The organism is Bacillus salacetis (assembly GCF_049177075.1).
Taxonomy (GTDB): Bacteria; Bacillota; Bacilli; order Bacillales; family Bacillaceae_B; genus Rossellomorea; species Rossellomorea salacetis_A.
This window is the reverse complement of sequence record NZ_CP185377.1, coordinates 188,046-206,217: the sequence shown is the minus strand read 5'-3', so window position 1 is coordinate 206,217 and position 18,172 is coordinate 188,046. Positions and strand designations below refer to the sequence as shown.

Annotated in this window: 18 protein-coding genes and 1 pseudogene; 6 read left to right on the top strand and 13 right to left on the bottom strand. The window is 43.8% G+C overall.

All coding sequences use genetic code 11. From position 1 onward, the window contains the following. Positions 1 to 13 precede the first annotated feature (13 nt). The 4 genes from ACOJQI_RS01145 to ACOJQI_RS01130 form a co-directional block, all read right to left on the bottom strand. On the bottom strand, positions 14 to 841 hold the full coding sequence (locus ACOJQI_RS01145; RefSeq protein WP_421382761.1) for an ABC transporter permease: 828 nt from the start codon (positions 839 to 841) through the stop codon (positions 14 to 16). Further along, the gene (locus ACOJQI_RS01140; protein ID WP_421382759.1) at positions 838 to 2,037 is read right to left on the bottom strand and encodes a quaternary amine ABC transporter ATP-binding protein; all 1,200 of its coding nucleotides are present in this window, start codon (positions 2,035 to 2,037) and stop codon (positions 838 to 840) included. The genes ACOJQI_RS01145 and ACOJQI_RS01140 overlap by 4 nt, the downstream gene beginning before the upstream one ends. A gap of 156 nt (positions 2,038 to 2,193) precedes the next feature. Beyond that, positions 2,194 to 2,403: a hypothetical protein gene (locus tag ACOJQI_RS01135; RefSeq protein ID WP_421382757.1), complete on the bottom strand. Its 210-nt coding sequence runs from the start codon at positions 2,401 to 2,403 to the stop codon at positions 2,194 to 2,196. 53 nt (positions 2,404 to 2,456) lie between these two features. After that, positions 2,457 to 3,335, bottom strand: a complete 879-nt coding sequence (locus ACOJQI_RS01130) for an alpha/beta fold hydrolase (protein ID WP_421382755.1) — start codon at positions 3,333 to 3,335, stop codon at positions 2,457 to 2,459. A gap of 277 nt (positions 3,336 to 3,612) precedes the next feature. On the opposite strand from ACOJQI_RS01130, the gene ACOJQI_RS01125 reads away from it, so the two are divergent. Further along, positions 3,613 to 4,872, top strand: coding sequence for an MFS transporter (locus ACOJQI_RS01125; RefSeq protein ID WP_421382753.1), 1,260 nt, complete (start codon positions 3,613 to 3,615; stop codon positions 4,870 to 4,872). A gap of 311 nt (positions 4,873 to 5,183) precedes the next feature. Here the strand turns inward: ACOJQI_RS01125 and ACOJQI_RS01120 are convergent, their stop codons facing one another. Together ACOJQI_RS01120 and ACOJQI_RS01115 are read right to left on the bottom strand one after the other, a co-directional pair. Next, on the bottom strand, positions 5,184 to 5,831 hold the full coding sequence (locus ACOJQI_RS01120) for a FusB/FusC family EF-G-binding protein (protein ID WP_421382751.1): 648 nt from the start codon (positions 5,829 to 5,831) through the stop codon (positions 5,184 to 5,186). Positions 5,832 to 5,966: 135 nt separating this feature from the next. Then, the gene (locus tag ACOJQI_RS01115; RefSeq protein ID WP_421382749.1) at positions 5,967 to 6,230 is read right to left on the bottom strand and encodes a CD3324 family protein; all 264 of its coding nucleotides are present in this window, start codon (positions 6,228 to 6,230) and stop codon (positions 5,967 to 5,969) included. 387 nt (positions 6,231 to 6,617) lie between these two features. Between ACOJQI_RS01115 and ACOJQI_RS01110 the strand changes: the two genes are divergently transcribed. Continuing rightward, a complete protein-coding gene (locus ACOJQI_RS01110) occupies positions 6,618 to 7,316 on the top strand; it encodes a DUF2294 domain-containing protein (protein ID WP_421382747.1) in 699 nt (232 codons plus the stop codon). Between the two features lie 207 nt (positions 7,317 to 7,523). Next, on the top strand, positions 7,524 to 7,811 hold the full coding sequence (locus ACOJQI_RS01105) for a hypothetical protein (protein ID WP_421382745.1): 288 nt from the start codon (positions 7,524 to 7,526) through the stop codon (positions 7,809 to 7,811). A 36-nt stretch (positions 7,812 to 7,847) separates the two neighbouring features. Here ACOJQI_RS01105 and ACOJQI_RS01100 read toward each other — a convergent pair. The 3 genes and pseudogenes from ACOJQI_RS01100 to ACOJQI_RS01090 form a co-directional block, all read right to left on the bottom strand. Next, positions 7,848 to 8,273, bottom strand: a pseudogene (locus tag ACOJQI_RS01100) (peroxiredoxin-like family protein); the annotation flags it as partial. A gap of 12 nt (positions 8,274 to 8,285) precedes the next feature. Beyond that, complete coding sequence (locus ACOJQI_RS01095; protein WP_421382743.1) at positions 8,286 to 8,459, bottom strand: hypothetical protein; 174 nt, start codon at positions 8,457 to 8,459, stop codon at positions 8,286 to 8,288. 12 nt (positions 8,460 to 8,471) lie between these two features. Continuing rightward, complete coding sequence (locus ACOJQI_RS01090; protein ID WP_421382741.1) at positions 8,472 to 8,762, bottom strand: hypothetical protein; 291 nt, start codon at positions 8,760 to 8,762, stop codon at positions 8,472 to 8,474. A gap of 410 nt (positions 8,763 to 9,172) precedes the next feature. Here ACOJQI_RS01090 and guaC point away from each other — a divergent pair, with 410 nt between their 5' ends. After that, positions 9,173 to 10,156 (top strand): GMP reductase, encoded by a 984-nt coding sequence (gene guaC / locus ACOJQI_RS01085; protein ID WP_421382739.1) that lies wholly within the window; start codon positions 9,173 to 9,175, stop codon positions 10,154 to 10,156. Positions 10,157 to 10,247: 91 nt separating this feature from the next. Here the strand turns inward: guaC and ACOJQI_RS01080 are convergent, their stop codons facing one another. Continuing rightward, positions 10,248 to 11,399 carry a cation:proton antiporter gene (locus tag ACOJQI_RS01080; RefSeq protein WP_421382737.1) on the bottom strand — a complete coding sequence of 384 codons (1,152 nt, stop codon included), beginning with the start codon at positions 11,397 to 11,399 and terminating at the stop codon, positions 10,248 to 10,250. Positions 11,400 to 11,560: 161 nt separating this feature from the next. Between ACOJQI_RS01080 and ACOJQI_RS01075 the strand changes: the two genes are divergently transcribed. Continuing rightward, on the top strand, positions 11,561 to 12,304 hold the full coding sequence (locus ACOJQI_RS01075) for an alpha/beta hydrolase family protein (protein WP_421382735.1): 744 nt from the start codon (positions 11,561 to 11,563) through the stop codon (positions 12,302 to 12,304). A 327-nt stretch (positions 12,305 to 12,631) separates the two neighbouring features. On the opposite strand, the gene ACOJQI_RS01070 is transcribed toward ACOJQI_RS01075, so the two are convergent. Then, on the bottom strand, positions 12,632 to 13,258 hold the full coding sequence (locus ACOJQI_RS01070) for a metal-dependent hydrolase (protein WP_421382733.1): 627 nt from the start codon (positions 13,256 to 13,258) through the stop codon (positions 12,632 to 12,634). A gap of 124 nt (positions 13,259 to 13,382) precedes the next feature. On the opposite strand from ACOJQI_RS01070, the gene ACOJQI_RS01065 reads away from it, so the two are divergent. Further along, positions 13,383 to 14,339, top strand: coding sequence for a D-2-hydroxyacid dehydrogenase (locus ACOJQI_RS01065; RefSeq protein ID WP_421382731.1), 957 nt, complete (start codon positions 13,383 to 13,385; stop codon positions 14,337 to 14,339). A 519-nt stretch (positions 14,340 to 14,858) separates the two neighbouring features. Here ACOJQI_RS01065 and ACOJQI_RS01060 read toward each other — a convergent pair. Then, a complete protein-coding gene (locus ACOJQI_RS01060) occupies positions 14,859 to 15,998 on the bottom strand; it encodes a mannitol-1-phosphate 5-dehydrogenase (RefSeq protein ID WP_421385365.1) in 1,140 nt (379 codons plus the stop codon). 5 nt (positions 15,999 to 16,003) lie between these two features. Then, positions 16,004 to 18,082, bottom strand: coding sequence for a BglG family transcription antiterminator (locus ACOJQI_RS01055; RefSeq protein WP_421382729.1), 2,079 nt, complete (start codon positions 18,080 to 18,082; stop codon positions 16,004 to 16,006). Between the last annotated feature and the right edge of the window lie 90 nt (positions 18,083 to 18,172).

Here is an 18,172-nt window from a genome sequence, read left to right as displayed (position 1 = left end):
CACCCCTATTCTTTTATTTCTGACCCAGCCCTTGCGTAATACGGTCCAGGATGATGGCCAAAACAACAATTCCAAGACCGCCGACCAGCCCCAATCCAACATTCACGCTTGAGATACCGGCTAAAACGGTTGATCCCAGCCCCGGTGCCCCGATCATGGAAGCGATAACCGCCATGGACAAAGCAAGCATGATTGTTTGGTTGATTCCTGCCATAATGGTCGGAATGGCCACGGGAAGCTGCACCTTTGTCAACATCTGCCATGAGGTAGATCCGAATGCTTTTGCCGCTTCCACCATATCTGCCGGCACCTGCCTGATGGCAAGGCTGGTCATCCTGACAGCAGGCGGTGTGGCAAAGACGAAAGTTGAAATAACCGCTGGAACTTCACCCAGTCCGAACAGCAGGATGGCCGGAATCAGGTACACGAAGCTCGGCAACGTCTGCATGAAGTCAAGGATCGGGCGGACAACTTTATCCAAAGCTTCGGATTTTGCAGCCAGAATGCCCAGCGGCACCCCGATGACAATCGAGAATAAGGTCGCGACTATAACGACCGCCAAGGTTAACATCGCATCTTCCCAGAGATCGACCGAACCAAGGTAAAACACACCGATCAAGGTAAAGAGCGCGACTCCCTTCCCGGCAAATTTCCAGGCAAGGAGAATAAGGATAATCGACATGACTTCAGCAGGGATCCAAGTGAAAATATCCGCTACTCCATTGATAAAAAACGAAATGATACCGCTGATGGCTTCAAAGAAACCTCCCAGAACCGGGATCAGCCAGTCATACACAAAATTGTTTGTCCATTCTTCCAACGGCAGTGTAAAATAGTTCATTCTGCTGTCACCTCACTTTGCTCTTTGCCAAGTACCAGTCCCGAAAGAATTGAGACCCTGACGATGATTCCCTTCAGCTTGTTATCCTCCACCACAGCAATCGGATATCTGGACTCGGCAGCCACGCCAATAAGATCATTTAACGGCGTTTCCGGGGAAGTCGTATGGTAGTCCTGCTCCAGCACATCTTCCACCCACTTATTTTCTTTATAGGCCTGAATGGCTGAATCGATCGTTAAGATCCCTTTCAAGTTCTTATCCTTATCCACTACAAAGATACTTGATAAACCGGCATCTTCCATCTTTTTCACAGCCATTCTCGGACCGTCCTTCCATGTCGTGACCACGTCAGGTTTTTTCATGACATTCTCGGCCACCAGCACTTTTGAACGGTCCACATCCTCAACGAAGTTATACACATATTCATTAGCCGGATTTTCGAGGATTTCCTCTGCGGTGCCGATCTGGACAATCGATCCGTTCTTCATGATGGCAATTCTGTCCCCGAGCTTAAGGGCTTCATCGAGGTCATGGGTAATGAACAGGATTGTTTTCCCAAGCTTACTCTGCAGATTCAAGAGCTCATCCTGCATTTCTTTCCTGATAAGGGGATCCAATGCACTGAATGCCTCATCCATAAGAAGGATATCCGAGTCATTGGCAAGGGCCCGCGCCAGCCCGACCCTTTGCTGCATACCGCCGCTGAGTTGGTCCGGATAACTGTCTTCATATCCTTTAAGGCCGACATCATGGATGGATTTGAGAGCCTTTTTGGAACGTTCCTCTTTAGCAATACCTTGAATCTCTAGACCGTATTCCACATTGTCTTGAACGGTTCTGTGAGGAAACAACGCAAACTTTTGGAAGACCATCGCCAATTTTTTTCTGCGGGTCAGCATTAAATCTGTCTTGGTCATTTCCGTAATATTATGGCCGTCAATCAATACCTCGCCCGCTGTTGGCTCTATCAATCTGTTCACTAACCTGATCAGTGTGGATTTCCCGCTCCCTGAGAGACCCATGATCACGAAAAATTCGCCTGCTTTCACCTGGAAAGTGGCATTGTTCACCCCGACGGTCATCCCGGTTTCCTCTAAGATTTTTTCTTTCCCCTGTCCCTCTTTTAACCTTTTAAGCCCTTCTTTAGGGTTGGGTCCGAAGATTTTCGTAAGGTTATTGACTTCAATCTTGTACATAAGCATGTCTCCTTTAATAAACTCTCTGACATTACTATTTGTCATTTTTACCATTTCATACTTGAAGAGAGGTTTATTTTGGGCACAAAGGTACCACTTCTTCCCGCTAACCTTTCTGAACAAAAAAAGGACCTGTAAAGGCCCTCGTTTACTTTATTACATGTCGTCCGCACTGTTCCATGTCTTGCCGTCCGTTGAATTTCGTACGGAGTATCGTTCTGCTGTCGTCAGCTCTTCTGCCGTTACTCCGGGCATCGCACCAAGCTCCGTGTCAATGACATCATTTAAAATCGCCGGGTTATCGGTCTCCCTCAATACAGATTGAAGCTGCTCTTTTGCTCTATTTCTGGTACTGCGCTTCACCATCAACAACACCTTCCTTCAGGTTAGTTTTTATAGGTTTTCCCAATCTGGTCTTCCTATTCGAAAGACATGGCCGCCTGCAGCATCTGCTTCCAATAGACCAAGAAAAAGAAGTGACCTTCTTCCCTGACTGAGTGAATGGCCGAGCCTTGATATTTGTTGTGCAAGAATAGAGCCGTTTCTTCCGGCCAAAGGTTATCCTTTTCTGCATACCAGATATGAACCGGGAACGGTGCCTCCCACTCCTCCAGTTTAAAAGGCTTCATCACTGCACGGAGTTCGGCAAATTCCGCCCACCCTTTTGTTCGATAAGCTTCTTTCAACCCCTCTGCTGTCTGCTTTTTCAGCTGTTCTTTCAAATCATTGAGACTACCGCTATGTTTCTCCCTATTCTGGATTTTCATTAAGATCCGTCCGATTTGGCCATTCCATTTTTTATTGACGCTCGGTAAGAATCGGCGGATGAAGAAGGGAACGATTCTCACTAGTTTGCGGATGAGTTTCCATCGGATGGGAAGGAACTTGCTGCTTTCTTTATTGGTAAGAGGAATGGCACTGCCTGCTATTGAGAGTGCAGCCACACTCTCGGGATAACGGTACGCATACGCTTGAGCGAAAAGAGCCCCATTTGACCAGCCGAAACAGTGAACTTCTTCTTGTATTCCCAAGTGATCCAGAACCTTTTTTACATCACCTGCATGATCAAACATGGTATAGTCTTTTACCAAATCGGAGTCCCCGTATCCCGGCCGGTTCACCATAAGAATGAACAAGCCGTTTTTGCGCAAAAACTCTTCATCATAAAAGACCGATGAAGCAACAGATCCCCATCCATGAAAATAAAGGACCGGCCTGCCGGACACATCACCGATTATTTCATATGTAATAATCCTCCCTGAAGGATGTTCGAGCAAAAACCTTCTCTCACTCCGCATAATGACCCTTGTCCCCCCATATCATCCTTTATGTAACTATTTCCCTGCCAAAAGGGGTTACAAACAGGCCTGGTGACAGTCACTCCCCGGTTTTTGTCGGAATTCATCCTACTTTAGAACCTAGTCATAATAGACTACCTTCTCAATTGAGAAGGTAAATCCATTTAACTGTTTTTTACATTTTATCTTGCCTGTCGAGAAGCAAAAAAGTACAATCAATCAGGATATTTGTTGCAGATGCCTTCGTGAAATACTAATTAAGAGGAGAGCTGCAAGCTTGAAATTAAATAATAATGAAAAACTCAGCATTTATAATGGAATCGCCTCAACCGTTTCTACGAATGCTGTGAATGGATATATTCCGTTGTTTGCCATTGGTGTCCTGGGTGCAAGTAATACGCAGATGGGACTGATCACTTCCCTGCCATCCATTATCGGAATGCTTGCCTTGATTCCAGGTGCCATGTGGCTGAACCGGGTAAAAAGCAAGAAGAATTTTGCCGTTGCCTCAACGTTTGCAACAAGACTTTTATTCATGCTCATTTTATTTGTACCGTTCCTGTCGCCTGAATGGGCCCCGTGGGCTCTGGTCGGACTGATTGCCATGCTGAACTTCCCGGGTGCCTTATCCGGATTGTCCTGGCAGTCGATGATCGGTGATCTTGTTCCTGAAGAGAGAAGAGGCAACTTCTTCAGTTCGAGGAACAGGTCCACGACCATCACGGCGATGATTGTGACGTTCTGTACCGGCTTCTTCCTGGAGCAATTCAGTGAAGGCAGTGTATTTCCCTATCAGATGTTATTTATCGTCGGATTTGGATTTGCCCTGCTTGAAGTGTTTTACTTACTAAAACATAAAGAAGCGCCTGCCGAACAGGCGGTTTCAGAGGAAAAAGAAGAAGCACAGAAGAAGAAATTTTCACTTGAAGTGTTCAAGCATAAACCCTATGTGGCTTTCGTTGTTTGTGCCCTGCTCTTTAACTTTGGCGCACAAATGGGCTGGTCGATCTTCAGTATTTATCAGATCAAAGAAGCACACGCCACCGCCCTATGGTTCAGCATGTTTTCTGTTACAAACCAGCTTTCCCAGATTGTCAGCATAAAATGGTGGGCAAAGTTTGCAGATAAATATGGGAACACAATGATGTTATTCGTTGCTGCGGCAGGAATGGCGACTGCACCCGCCCTGATGATTGTTTCAACGAACCTTTACTACATCACCGCCATCAATCTGTGGATTGGAGTCTTTGTGGCCGGAACAAACCTGCTGTTGTTCAACCAGCTGCTCAATTCTTCCCCGCAGAAACAGCTGACTACCTATATCGCAAACTATAACTTCCTGCTTGCGATCATCGGGTTCCTTGCACCACAATTCGGTGTCCTGCTCCTGAACCAGTTCGGTATGGGCAGCGCCATGATCCTGACAGCTTCAGTACGTATGATGGGGGCTTTGGCATTCCTGTTCGTTGCACTGAAAATCCTTGCCCGTGACAGGCACACCCCGAGAAATGTCGAATTGGCGGCAGAACATTCTTAACAATGATACTAAGAAGCGATGATCCCGCTTGGGGTCATCGCTTTTTTGGTGAGATGTCATTTTTATTGACCGGGTTTTGTCGTTTATCAACGGAAGGTTGTCGAATATCGCTCTTTTTGTGTCGAATATCGACCAAAGGTTGTCGAATAACGACCAGGAATTGTCGTTTATCGGCCATTCGACACATTTCGACACCTTTAGCCAGAGAAGGTCATCACACCCCAAGCTCACCCGCAAACAAAAAAGCACACTCCCCGAGCGTGCTTTTTCAAATTATCATTCGACATATACCGGGGCGTGCCTGTCACCAATCACACGTTCTGCAGATGCTCGATGAATTCATGGAGCTTTTCTTCGCTTTGCAGGTTCTGGTTGCATACCTGGCTGTCCTGGCAAATGTAGTTCCCGCGGTTTCTGAAGGTCCCGTTTGCCGCGGCCTTGGACTCAGTAATGAACATGCCGATATCGCCTATCGAATTGCATATTGAACAGACTCCCTTTTGGCTGTGGTTTCTGAATGTTCCCCTGATGCCTGTCAGCTTACCGTTCCTGTCGGTTACAATATACTTCCTTTCCTGGCCGATATCGGTCCAGCCCAAATAAGTAATCTCTTTAAAGTCCATGCCTTCAAGATTTGGAAGCTTGAGTTTCTTTACTTTGGGAAAAAGCTTCTGCAAGGCTTTTTCAGAGATATCCCCGTTCCGGAAAGGAATGACAAACGGCTTTAATCTGGCAAGAAATAATTCCGCGTCCTGCTTATCTTTGATTGAGACAACCGGCTCAAGCAAATCCCGATGTTCTTGAGTGGGTTCCGGAATAAGAGTCATGACTCTTTCCAGGGATACAGCTTTCAGTGCTTTCAGGACCCCGGGGTCGCTGGCACTGGAATGACCATTTATCAAGACTTTTGTCTGGGCTTTTATGACGTTGTACTGAGCGTTTCTAATAAAAGGTTCCATCTCATTTACTCCTTTTAAAAATCTTCTCTATTATTGTAGAGTATTTCCCCTTTGGTGAATATGGCGAAAATGTTTAGCATCCGAACTCGCCATACAAAAAGCACTGCAGATTCTACGGCAGTGCTTTCTTCGAAGTTATCTTGTATACACGATTTTCTTTATGGTTTCTGGAGAAAGAAAATAATCCTCTGCCAGCTTATCAATTGCGCAACCGCTTTTAAATGCTTTTTTAATTGTGGAGTTCCTTTCCTGGATCAGCTTCCTGCCGCCTGAACGGGAACCCCACTTTTGATAAGAAGATTTTGGCTTTGGGATATAAATTGTTTCTCCCTGTACATATTTTTGAACTTCCCTTAATAACTCTTCCGGTAATAGATCATTAGCTTTCGCAGCTTTCATTTCCGCCAGCCCCTTATTATTTTTTATAAAAAAGAAAATAAGGTGCAAAGCCAGGTTAAATCAGAAATGTGAAAGCTTGCCTGGGCGATTATCTAATATCGTTTCACCCCATGCAAAGTATCGCCTTCCCAATAACAGGCTTTGCATGAGTCGCTGCAGATTTTGACAATGATTGTACCCTTGTCATCCTCCACCACCTCCTTTAAAGTTACTTTAGTTTATCCATTATTTGTTAGTATGTGAGTTCATTATAAAAGAATTTTATCATAATTGCATCCCAAAAAAGTATGAAACCGGCTAGTCTGTTAAACCTATTACTTAAAGAGCGGTTTCAATTAGTAAAGAAAGGGAAAAGGAAAAGGAATAAATTATACGGAGAGGTAGTATATGGTAAAAAATCACTTAGAAAAAAACATTTCCGGCTATATCGGCCGCTTGCTGAGAGAACATTTTGGCAAGGGACCCGGAAATGTCATCTGTAATGTATCCGGTCCTTATGTGACAGTGCACATTTCCAACTTTCTGTCACCAATGGAGAAATCCCTTATAGACAGCGGCCAGACGGTCTATGTAGAGAAAACAAGGGATTTATTGATAGATTCACTGCTTACAGAAATTACAGCCTACATCGAATTAAACTCCGGCAAGAATGTTAAGGAATTCTACTACGATTGGGAGCTTCAAAAAAAGACTGGAATGATGATTGCTGTCCTGTCTTCTTCTACGGAAGAACATCTGCTGCCAGAAAAAAATGACTTTAAAAACAGCGGGACAGTCAATGACGAAATCATCAAGATTAGCGCAGAGGTCCAGAAGCCGCCGGAGAATACATATTCCTTCTTGCTAAACTCGCGTACCTTATTGATCATAAGGGAAGGAATATTCATCGAACTCGAGAAAGAACTGATTCGGCTTGGGTCTCAAGAGGTATTGAAATTGGCAAAGCGGAATGTAGAAAAGAGACTTCTTTTAGAACATAAAGATACTTTTGAGGAAAGTTTGAATGCAGAAGTGGCAGACTTCTTTGTTGATTGGAGCTTCGATAAAGACAAAAGCCTCATCCTTTTTAACCTCAAGCCGTCATAAAATCTCCTTTGATAATGGACTCAATCATGTTATCATAGAAAAGAATTTACTTTTTCTCAATGAAAAATTCTAATTCTGATAGCAATGAATGGGCATAGAACCGGACATAAGTCAGAAGAGGAGGATTACACCTTCTTTTCTGACTTTTTTTATTTCCATAAATTGGTTTTTAAACTATTTTAGGATAAAGGATGAGGATATACAAGAATGAACATCAACTCACTATCACAGAAAGAACAAGAACTTTTGTCTTGCATAGATAACTATATAGAAAAAGTAAATGAACAAAGTACTCAGCCCGTCACCATCAAAAAGAATGAACTAGAGGACCATATTGAGACTGTAGCAAGAAGGTTGTCCATTCAATATAAGAAGAACTCCACTTCCATTCGAACCTACTTTATTTTCTTTCTGGATCAGCAGGATGTTCAGGTTGAACTATTTTATCGATATCAGAGCTACTATACGAGGCACAGTATAGATCCTGTAAAATAAATGAAACCCCCTTTTGGATAAGGGGGTTCTTTACGGTTAATTCAGCTTTGTCAGAAGTTCCTGTATTGAAGCATGGTCTTCCGGCGACTCATCTATGTGACTCCAGATGATGTTCCCCTCTTCATCAAAAATCCAGGAACCTCCCTGAATATAAATATCCTGAGTATTAAGCGACTCCTGTACAACTTCCCTTTGTCCTTCATCTTCAGGGAGAAATGCTTTCTTGCCACCCTTAAGATACGCTTTGCCGGCTTTCGCAAGCAGCTTCCACTTAGCCATTGTTTTATGCCCCATCCTTTTATATAAGGCACGTTCGGGATCTCCATAAATCCCAAAGGGATAAGGTCCAAACTCCTTTGTAAAACGTTCCAATAACGAACGATTGGAAGGCGTGATTGCAATCACCTGTGCCCCGCCCTCCGTCAACTGGTCATAATGCTCACGCAACTGCGCAAGAAATGCTCGGCAAACAGGTCAGCCGGGGTGCCTTACAAACACGACAAGGCTTCTTTTACCCTCAATGATTTCTTCAAATCGGTGATCCCCACCAAAAGGTTTCTGCAAAATTTCAGCCATCATCTCACCTTTTCTATTTAGACTTATGGTTCCATGATAGCATTTCTCTTTGCTGACCACATGTTTGAACACTCCTTGCTTCCATTAAAAATATTCGCCGTAGTATACATACGTCAGGCAGGATACTACTATCGTGTAAATAAAGGATAGCCAAAAAGGAATGGACTGAAAATATTTATTCCCCTTGTCCTCAACTACTACTCTGTATCCCGGTCCATGGCAATAAAATATGGCAGTTGATATAAACACTCCAATCAAAAGTGTCCACTCCATGAATGGACGTCCGGTCTCAAGGAATGCCAAATAAGGCAGCCCAAACAAAAGAAGCAGAGTGAATACTGCGGTGCCCAGCCTGAGTGGAATAGTATCTATCATCTCCCGTCCCTCCTTTTATTTCAGAATATTCATTTAATTATACACAACCCTCCCATATATTGGAATGTTTTTACAAGTTTTATATTTAAATCTAAATAATAAAAGTTTATTATGGAGCCCATTACTTCATTTATTTACGTTGGTTGATTGGAGCGGAAGCTGTACGATCTCCTGCGGGACTAGCGGGACAGGTGAGACCCCGCAGGCGCAGCCGAGGAGGCTCACCGCCCGCCCCGCGGAGTCGTACAGCTGGAGCGCAGATCAACGACTCTGGTAACAATTAACTGTATTACCGAAAAGAGAATATTGAAAAAATCCTTTGACTTATAGAAAAAAATAATGTAGATTCGTAATGTACGAACATTAATTAACTAATTTAAAAATAATATTCGTTTTTAGGAGTGTTATATATGGAAAACGTGTTTGATTACGAAGATATTCAATTAATTCCTGCAAAATGTATTGTTGAAAGCCGATCAGAATGTGATACAACCATTACATTGGGCGGCCATACTTTTAAATTGCCAGTGGTACCTGCCAATATGCAGACAATAATAGATGAGAAAATTGCGGTGTACTTAGCGGAAAATGGATATTTCTATATCATGCACCGTTTTCAGCCTGAAAAACGACTTGATTTCATCAGAGATATGCACTCAAGAGAGCTCATCGCTTCCATCAGTGTGGGCGTTAAAGAAGAGGAATATGGGTTTGTTGAACAGTTGGCAGCAGAGGGTGTCACACCTGAATTCATTACAATCGATATTGCCCACGGTCATTCCAATGCCGTAATCAAAATGATCAAGCACATCAAGAAGCACCTTCCTGAAAGCTTTGTCATTGCCGGAAATGTAGGTACACCTGAAGCTGTAAGGGAATTGGAACATGCCGGTGCGGATGCAACCAAAGTTGGTATCGGACCTGGGAAAGTCTGTATCACTAAAATCAAAACAGGTTTTGGTACTGGGGGCTGGCAGCTCGCTGCCCTTCGCTGGTGTGCCAAAGCAGCCAGCAAGCCTATCATTGCTGACGGCGGGATCCGGACACACGGAGATATCGCAAAGTCCATCCGATTCGGTGCTTCCATGGTCATGATCGGTTCTTTGTTTGCCGGGCATGAAGAGTCACCTGGTGAAACAGTTGAAAAAGACGGTAAGGCTTATAAAGAGTACTTCGGTTCTGCTTCTGAGTTCCAAAAAGGCGAAAAGAAAAACGTCGAAGGTAAAAAGATGTACGTTGAGCACAAGGGTGCCTTAATAGATACCCTGACAGAAATGGAGCAGGATCTTCAATCTTCCATTTCTTATGCAGGCGGCAACACACTTGATGCCATTCGCCACGTAGATTATGTAGTTGTAAAGAACTCAATCTTCAACGGAGATAAAGTATATTAATAGAAAAGCGGGCATGGTGTGAAACCTCTGCCCGCTTTTTCTCTGGTTATCTTTTTTTTCAGAAGGATGGTATCCACAATGGCAAACGGCGTTAAGGGGTTTCCTCTGTCTGTTTCTTGTAAACCCTGCCTACTATCTTTGAAGACATTTGACAGAGCAGCATTCCAATCAGGGCTGCAGCAAGGATATAGACACCGGCAAAAATCTGCAGTGTGCCGGAGGCAAGACCGGCAATGATAACAGAAAACTCCCCTCTGGGTGCCAGTGTAAAACCTGTCTCGAAGGACTCTTGTTTATTCAGGCCATACCATTGTCCGCCGACATATCCGACAATCATTTTGTGGAATACTGACCACAGGATAATCGCAAAAAGGAGGCCGAATGCCGGGATATCACTGGTAAACTCAAGCGAGATCCCAAAGTTCAGAAAGAAGAATGGCAGAAACAAATTTCTGACCGGGAGTGCGACTTCCTTTATCTTATCTTTAAAATTGGTACCCGCAAACATCAACCCGGCAAGGAAAGCACCGATGACTTCTGATAAGCCAAGGAAGACGGCGAATCCTCCGTACGCCAGGGCCAACCCGATAATATAAACCAAAAGATAGTCTTCATGCAGGAATTTTTCTATAAGAGTATAACCCTTTTTCTGAATGAAGCGGCTGATGGCCACGGCAATCCCAATCAAAAGGGCAACTTTGAAGAAGATTAAAAGAAAGTCCACCACGCTGAACCCATCTCCACTCAATCCGATCAAAATGGTAATCAGGATAGGTGCGACCATATCCTCGAAGATCAATAGGGTCAACACGTACCCTGACTCTTTTCTATCTAATTTATTATTGTGTTCCAGTAATTTAAGAGTGATGGATGAACTGGTCGCATAAACCAGCCCTCCAATCAAAAGGGAATTGAACAGGCTCTGGCCGAAAAAGGCACTGATCCCAGCTGTTACACCCACTCCCAAAACCAGGTCCAGGAGACCGGGTTTCCAGACCTTTTTTCCTTTTGATGCTATCTCCCCCAACCGGTATTTCATCCCGAGAAGAAAGAATAGCAGGATTAATCCTATTTCCCCCGCCACTTCAATTGTTTTGACTTCCCCAAGCAGGCCGGCAAGCGAGATGCCTGCTCCGAGAAGTATGTATATGACGATATCAGGTATGCGCAGAATCTTGTTCCCAAAGTAGGCAGTGATAAATAGAACTAAAAGAAATAAACCGAGAAATAACGGTAAATTCACGTAATGCACACCCTCTCAATTGATAACAAATAGTAATCTCCTATACCCGGATTTCATTTAATCTAAGCTTAGTAGAAACTGGTACTTCATTCGACCAATATCGGGTCGTGCCTGTCACTAGTTGTGGTAAAATGAATCATTCAAACCAAGGGGGAAATGAAATGTATACGAAGGAAGGGTTAGAAGAAGTATTTATTAAAGGGATCAGGTGCCTGCTGGCCAAACCTGAAAAGGATAATGGGCACACCTTGATTTTCTACCATGGCTGGGGCTCTATTCCCGAAAATCAGGCATTTTCAGCAAAAATTTTAGCATCATATGGATTTACCGTCATCCTCCCTGAAATCATTCACCATGGAACTCGGAATCCTTTTCCAAATCCTTTTGATACAGAAGTTCTTCAGAAGAATTTCTGGAAGGTCGTCCTTCATTCTGTAGAAGAAGCAGAGGGATTAATTTCTTGTGCAGTCAAATCCGGATTAGCTAAAGAAGGGAAGATCTGTCTTATTGGGAGTTCTACAGGAGGAGTGATTGCCTCTGGAGTATTTGTTGAAGTTTCTTCCATTACCTCTTTGGTTACCCTAAACGGTTCACCCGCATGGGAAGAAACGGAGCATCTTTGGAGGAAATCAGATGGCAGGCCACCTGCAGCAGAAGAAGAACTAGCGCAAATCCGAAAATACGATCCGATAAACCGTTTAGAAAATCTGAAACAGCGTCCTGTATTAATGCTTCACGGAAGCCATGATGAACGTATACCATCCCAGGGGCCGAAAAAATTCTATGATGAAGCCAAAAAGATCAATGATTTTGTGCAATACAGGGAATATTGGAATGTTACCCACACCATCAGCTTGAATATGATGGAAGAAATGATTAACTGGCTGATGGAGATCCATAAATAAAGAATCTAGATGCTTAAGGGAAGCATTGAGTAAGTCACCATAGGAAGTCTACTTGAAATAAGGGAAATTTTTTCCGTTATACTGCAAAATTTAGCTGGGCAGATGTAAATAAGGGAAGGATTTTCCGTTAAGCATGCTCAGAAACCCAATTTTCACGTTTTTCAAGTAAATAACGGAAGATTTTTCCCTTATTTGACCTATTTTTCCGGACATCTCATACATAAGGGAAATTTCTTCCCTTATGGTATAAGCTCATACTTGCGGTCCGAGTTTCTCCTTGCTTTTATGGTGGAGGAGCGTCCTGAATAGAGAACCGCCTATTAATAGTTAAAGTTCCTTCCGCGAAAACGGCAAAAACAGCTTAACCCCTCTTTTATTGAAAGGCAGCCATTTCATGTCCGCAATCAAATGGCTGGCATATCCCCCCAAACAAGCCATCAAGATGCCCTCCATTCTGATACTAGCCTGAAGATAATAGGCGATGACACCGAAAAAAACCAAACCAATAAGCGAATGCGTATAACTCCGGTGCGAAACCAGTGAAGCGATGATGATATAAATACCGAATAATAATAGCCAATTTTCAGCAAGGAACAATCCTCCCATAAACGCACCTGCTCCCGCAACGGTCAGCAGGTGCCGCTTTTTGATAAAGGTGGAAACCAGCATGATCCCCAGTCCTGCCGCTATCCCTTTCCACATCTCCTGTTCAGCTCCGGCCCACCAGCTATACACAATAACTGCTACTCCGATCACTTGAGCCAAGGTCATGAGAAACTTATAGGAAGATGTAAAGGTATTACTCAGCTTGCCGTCCACGTCCAAATCCGGGACCAACCCCGAAACTCCCCCTGCTGCTATCAATGTAATCGTTTCAGCAGGAGCTGCCTGTAAATAGTGGGCTGCCAGAAACCCGGCACCCGCCCCTATCATCATATGTGCTGTTCCATTCATGTCGTATCCTCATTTCTGTCTAATCCTGATGATTCCTCCATTATACTAGGAAAAATCCTTTATTAACTGCTTTTGGCCGAATTTTGGTACTATTATATCAAGAGAAAGATTGGAGGGACCCAAGATGAAAAAGCTGATTATCGCGCAGAATATCGAGAAGGAACAGATTGAACACATCCAGCAGGCTGCTCCCGGGTGGGAAGTCATTACCGGCAAAGAACCTGAACATTGGGAGAACCACTTGGAGGATGCTGAGATTATTGCTGGCTGGAAGAGAAGCATGGAAGGGAAAACACTGGGAAGCCCAGCTGCTCTTCGCTGGATCCAGACTTGGAGTGCCGGTGTCGACAGTCTCCCCTTAAAGGAAATGGAGTCCCAGGATATCCTGGTCACCAGTGCCAACGGGGTGCACGCCTACCCTATCTCAGAAACCATTTTTGCCATGATGCTCGGCTTGACCAGAAAGATTCATACATACGTAAAGAATCAGGAGCAAAAAGAATGGGCCCATTCCGGACTCAAACTGGAGATTCACGAGAAGACCATTGGGATAATAGGAGTCGGAGCGATTGGAAAAGAGACAGCAAAGATTGCCAAAGCTTTCGGCATGAGAGTTCTCGGTGTCCGCCATTCCGGTAAAGAAGCCGAATATGTAGACGAAATGTTCAAGACGGAACAGCTTCACGATGTTCTTCCTCAATGTGATTATGTCGTCAACACTGTTCCGCTCACATCGGAAACCCGTGGAATGTTCGGCCAAACAGAATTCCAGTTAATGAAGGAATCTGCTTTTCTCATTAATATCGGGCGCGGCAAGACCATCAAAGAACAGGACCTGATCAAAGCCTTGGAATCCGGTAGCATCGCCGGGGCGGGACTTGATGTTTTTGTCCACGAGCCGTTGGAAAAAGACAGCCCGCTTTGGAAAATGGAGAATGTCATCATCACGCCTCATACAGCGGGATCTACTGAGTTCTACAACAAAAGAGTGATTGAAGATATTTTCATACCGAATTTGAAAGAGTACATTTCCGGTAACCAACCACCGGTTAATCTTGTAGATTATCAAAAAGGGTATTAAATATTCAAAAGCGCAAGCGCCTTGATCAGCCCCGACAGGCATAAGACGAGCCGGCGGGAAGGTTGCTCTTTAACCTTCTTGACGGATTGGCTTATGACCCCGAGGGGCTAGGCGCTGGAGCTGGATGATCAAAAGCGCAAGCGGCCGTTCAGCGCCGTACAGATTGGAGGGCTCTCGCATGAGATAAAGGAAACACGAAGAGCGGCAGCGATTCGATGTTGACTTATCTCTAAAAAGTGGAAAGGCCCCGCTCAGCGGCGTACGAACTGGAAGGCTTCCGCATGAGATAAAGGAAACACAACGAACGTAGTGAGTTGATGTTGACTTATCGCAAGAAGGAAGACTGAAGTTCGATAGCCGTTGGGGCCTTTCAGCTGGATTCGCAAGGAGAGAGACCGAAATCTGCTAGGCGCTGGCCGCTGGAGCTGGATGCAGAACACAATCTTTATTATCCACACCCCCCAAATTTTATAATATCCTTAATAAGTAAAAAGGCTGTCATCACTGACAGCCTTTCATTTATTTCTTCAATAGGTCGTATTGCTTGATGACTTCTTGAGTAATCTGACTGTCTTCTTCCAGATTGCTCACCTTTTTAAGGGCAGCTGCGACTCCTACTTCTTTAATCATATTCTGGATTTCCACTGCTTGTTCATCCTCTTGATAATCAAACAGCAGCGCAGCCGCGATTGCTTTTGCAAGATTGGAATATGGCAGTCCGGATTTTTGTGCTTCCGTTGTCGGGCGGACAAGTCTATCTTCAGGTCCTAATTTCCGGATTGGCGCACGGCCCACGCGGGTTACACCGTCATTTAGATACGGATTTTTGAAACGTTCAATGTTCTTATTGATATAAGCCATGTGCTCTTCTTCATTAAGACCATATTGTTTAACCAGATAGGCTCCCGTTTCCTTCAAAGTCTCTTTTACTTGTTCGGCAATTTGATTGTCAGCCAATGTCTTATCGATTGTCTCTTTCCCTTGAAGATAACCGAAATAAGCAATGACCGCATGGCCTGTATTAACCGTGAACAATTTTCTCTCGATGAACGGAGCAAGATCCTCTACAATTGTCATCCCATTCACTGGAGGGATGCTTTCTTTCGTTTCTACAACCCACTCATAATAAGTCTCTACAAGGACATCCAAAGAATCTTGATCCTGGATCGGCACGATACGGTCTACAGCGGAATTGAAGAAGTAAACGCGGCCTTCAAGCTTGGCTTTCGTATCTTCATCCAGGTTATCCATGACATGACCTTTTAAAATATCTGTCGCACCGATTTGGTTTTCACAAGCGATTACATACAGCTTTTCATCGCTTGCCGCAACCCGGTTGGCAATACCCCGTGCTATTAATGGTGCAATCCTTGGTAAAATATTCGGACCGATTGCTGTCGTCAGGTAGGTGGCATCCGTAATTGTTTTGATTACTTCCTCTTCCTGATGAAGATTGTTCAATCCAGAAACATTTTCGATTGTCACAGTTTCCTTTTCCTCAGTCGCCAACACAACATTATACTGTTGTTCCTGGTTCAGTTTATTAATGATTTGTTCGGCGATATCCACGAATGTTACATGGTAGCCGGATTGGGAGAATAGCGCTCCGATAAATCCTCTTCCGATATTGCCGGCACCAAAATGAATTGCTTGTTTCATCATTATCATTCCTTTACTAAATTATTTTGTAAGTAATCCATGAATAGATCTTCCAGCTTTTTTCTGATCATCGCTTCATTAGAAGACGAGAAAATCATCATTGATATATTATTCTCGATCAGGCTGGTACTGATGATACTTAGTATCTCCTGTTCCCTCTTGCTCATGTTTGCAGGAGCCAGCATCAACAGGAGACTTTTCATAGCGATTTCCCTGCCATCCATTCCCTTGACTATGCAAGGCTGATCCAAGTGGGATATTTGGAAAATCAACTCCTGGATACTATCACTTCGGCAATGGAACAAGGCCATACTTGTATTCGGAATCCCAAGTCCGCCTTTTTTCTCCCGCTCTTCCAGCTCATGCAGCACTTCACTTGAGTCAGTCACAAGCCCATCCTTCTCTGCCTGTTCCACCATCTCCTGCAGTACATTGATATGGCTTCCGGAATGCTGTTTTATATACACTCGGAAATTATCCAGGATTGACTCGATGCTCGAGTGGACATCCTTGATTTCCTGTAAGAGATTCCTCACTTTCGGTTGAGGATCCAGTTGATTGGTTTGTGCATTCAGTAAGTATCTTTTGTTCCTTGTCAGCTTTTCTAAGTTATTTTGCAGATAATTTCGGATGGAGTTTATCTCTCTTTCACTCAGGAGCGGACTGACTAATGTATAATCAATATCCGTAAACGGCAATCTTACGGTCGATATGACAATGTCATAGTCGTTCATGGATGCAGACTGAAAATCTTTTAACGATAATATCTCAACAGCATTGATTTCCGGGACCTCTTTCTGGATGCGGCTGGCGAGCATCTTGGAAGTACCTATACCCGTTGGGCAGACTACCACGGCATTGATTTTCACCTTCTCTTCATGCATCAGTAACGCAGAGCCAAAGTGAAGCACAATAAAGGCTATCTCATCATCCGGAAAATGAATATCCGTGAACTCAACTTCCAGGCTTTTCTTCACAGCCATGAACAGCACTGGATACTTCTTCTTAATTTCCTCTGTTAATGGATTGAATAATTCCATCTGCTGCCTCAAACGGAAGATGGAGGGCTCCATATGTGCCAGCAGTCCCTGATATAGAGAAAAGTCATCTGACAGGTCCACATGAAGTTGTGATGATACATCCTCTATTACCTTTTTGATGAGCTGTCCCAAAATAATGCTGTCATAGTCTATAGAATCAACTGCCTGAACCTTCGATCCTTTTAAAATTAAACTTAAAAAGTGGATATCACTTTCGCCTATTGAGACGTCAAGCCTTTGTTTCAACTCATCGCCTATCATCGTAATCATTCTTATCTCACTGCTATAGCCATTCCCAAATTCAACGTCTTCCTCTAAAAGAAAATCGCTTTCTGCTCTCTGGAAAGTGAGGCAGATATAAACAACAAGCCCGATATAGTCACTGTCGATTAATTTGGTCTGTCCCTTGCTTAGAATCGAATTGGTCACCTGATCAACGGTCATCAAAATTTCTGGAGAGAAGTACCCCAATACTGGTTCAGCCAGAGTGCTGCCTTTTTGCAGCAGATATAAGCTTTCAATGATATCTTCATAAAAATACACCAGAAAGAAGTTTGCAAGAGCATGCCTTTTGCCGGCCTCATCAGCAGAAACCTCTACACCTACTCCCCTCTTTCTTGTAACTGTAACTGAAAATTTGCTTAACCAGTCTGCCAGCTCATCGAGATATACTGTGAGGGTTGCAGGACTGATGCCGAGTTGGTTTGCGAGGACCTGCTTTTTGAAATAAGGTCCTTCATGAAGCAATATGATCAGAAGGCTTAACTTTCTTTCCTCGGGAGTCTCATCTGTGGGAACTATATCGGTCAGCTTTTGGATCAGCTTATATATATGTTCATTCTTCCCATCGATGAAAAGGCCATCATTAATGGTTCTTTTCAACTCCAATTGGTACTCTTTCAGTATTTTTTCAACTGATTTCAGGTTTCGCTGTATGGTTCTTCCGCTGACATTCAGATAATCTGAAAGTGTGGAAACCGTATGCTTGCCGGATGTTCTTATGATTAAATCAATGATGGATTTTTCCCTTGAGGTTATAAACATTTATATCCACTCATTTCTTTCAATCCCGGGGAAACCAACTGGGATTTTCCTTTAGAAAGCAGAACAGAAAGGCAGGTATGACCCGCCTTT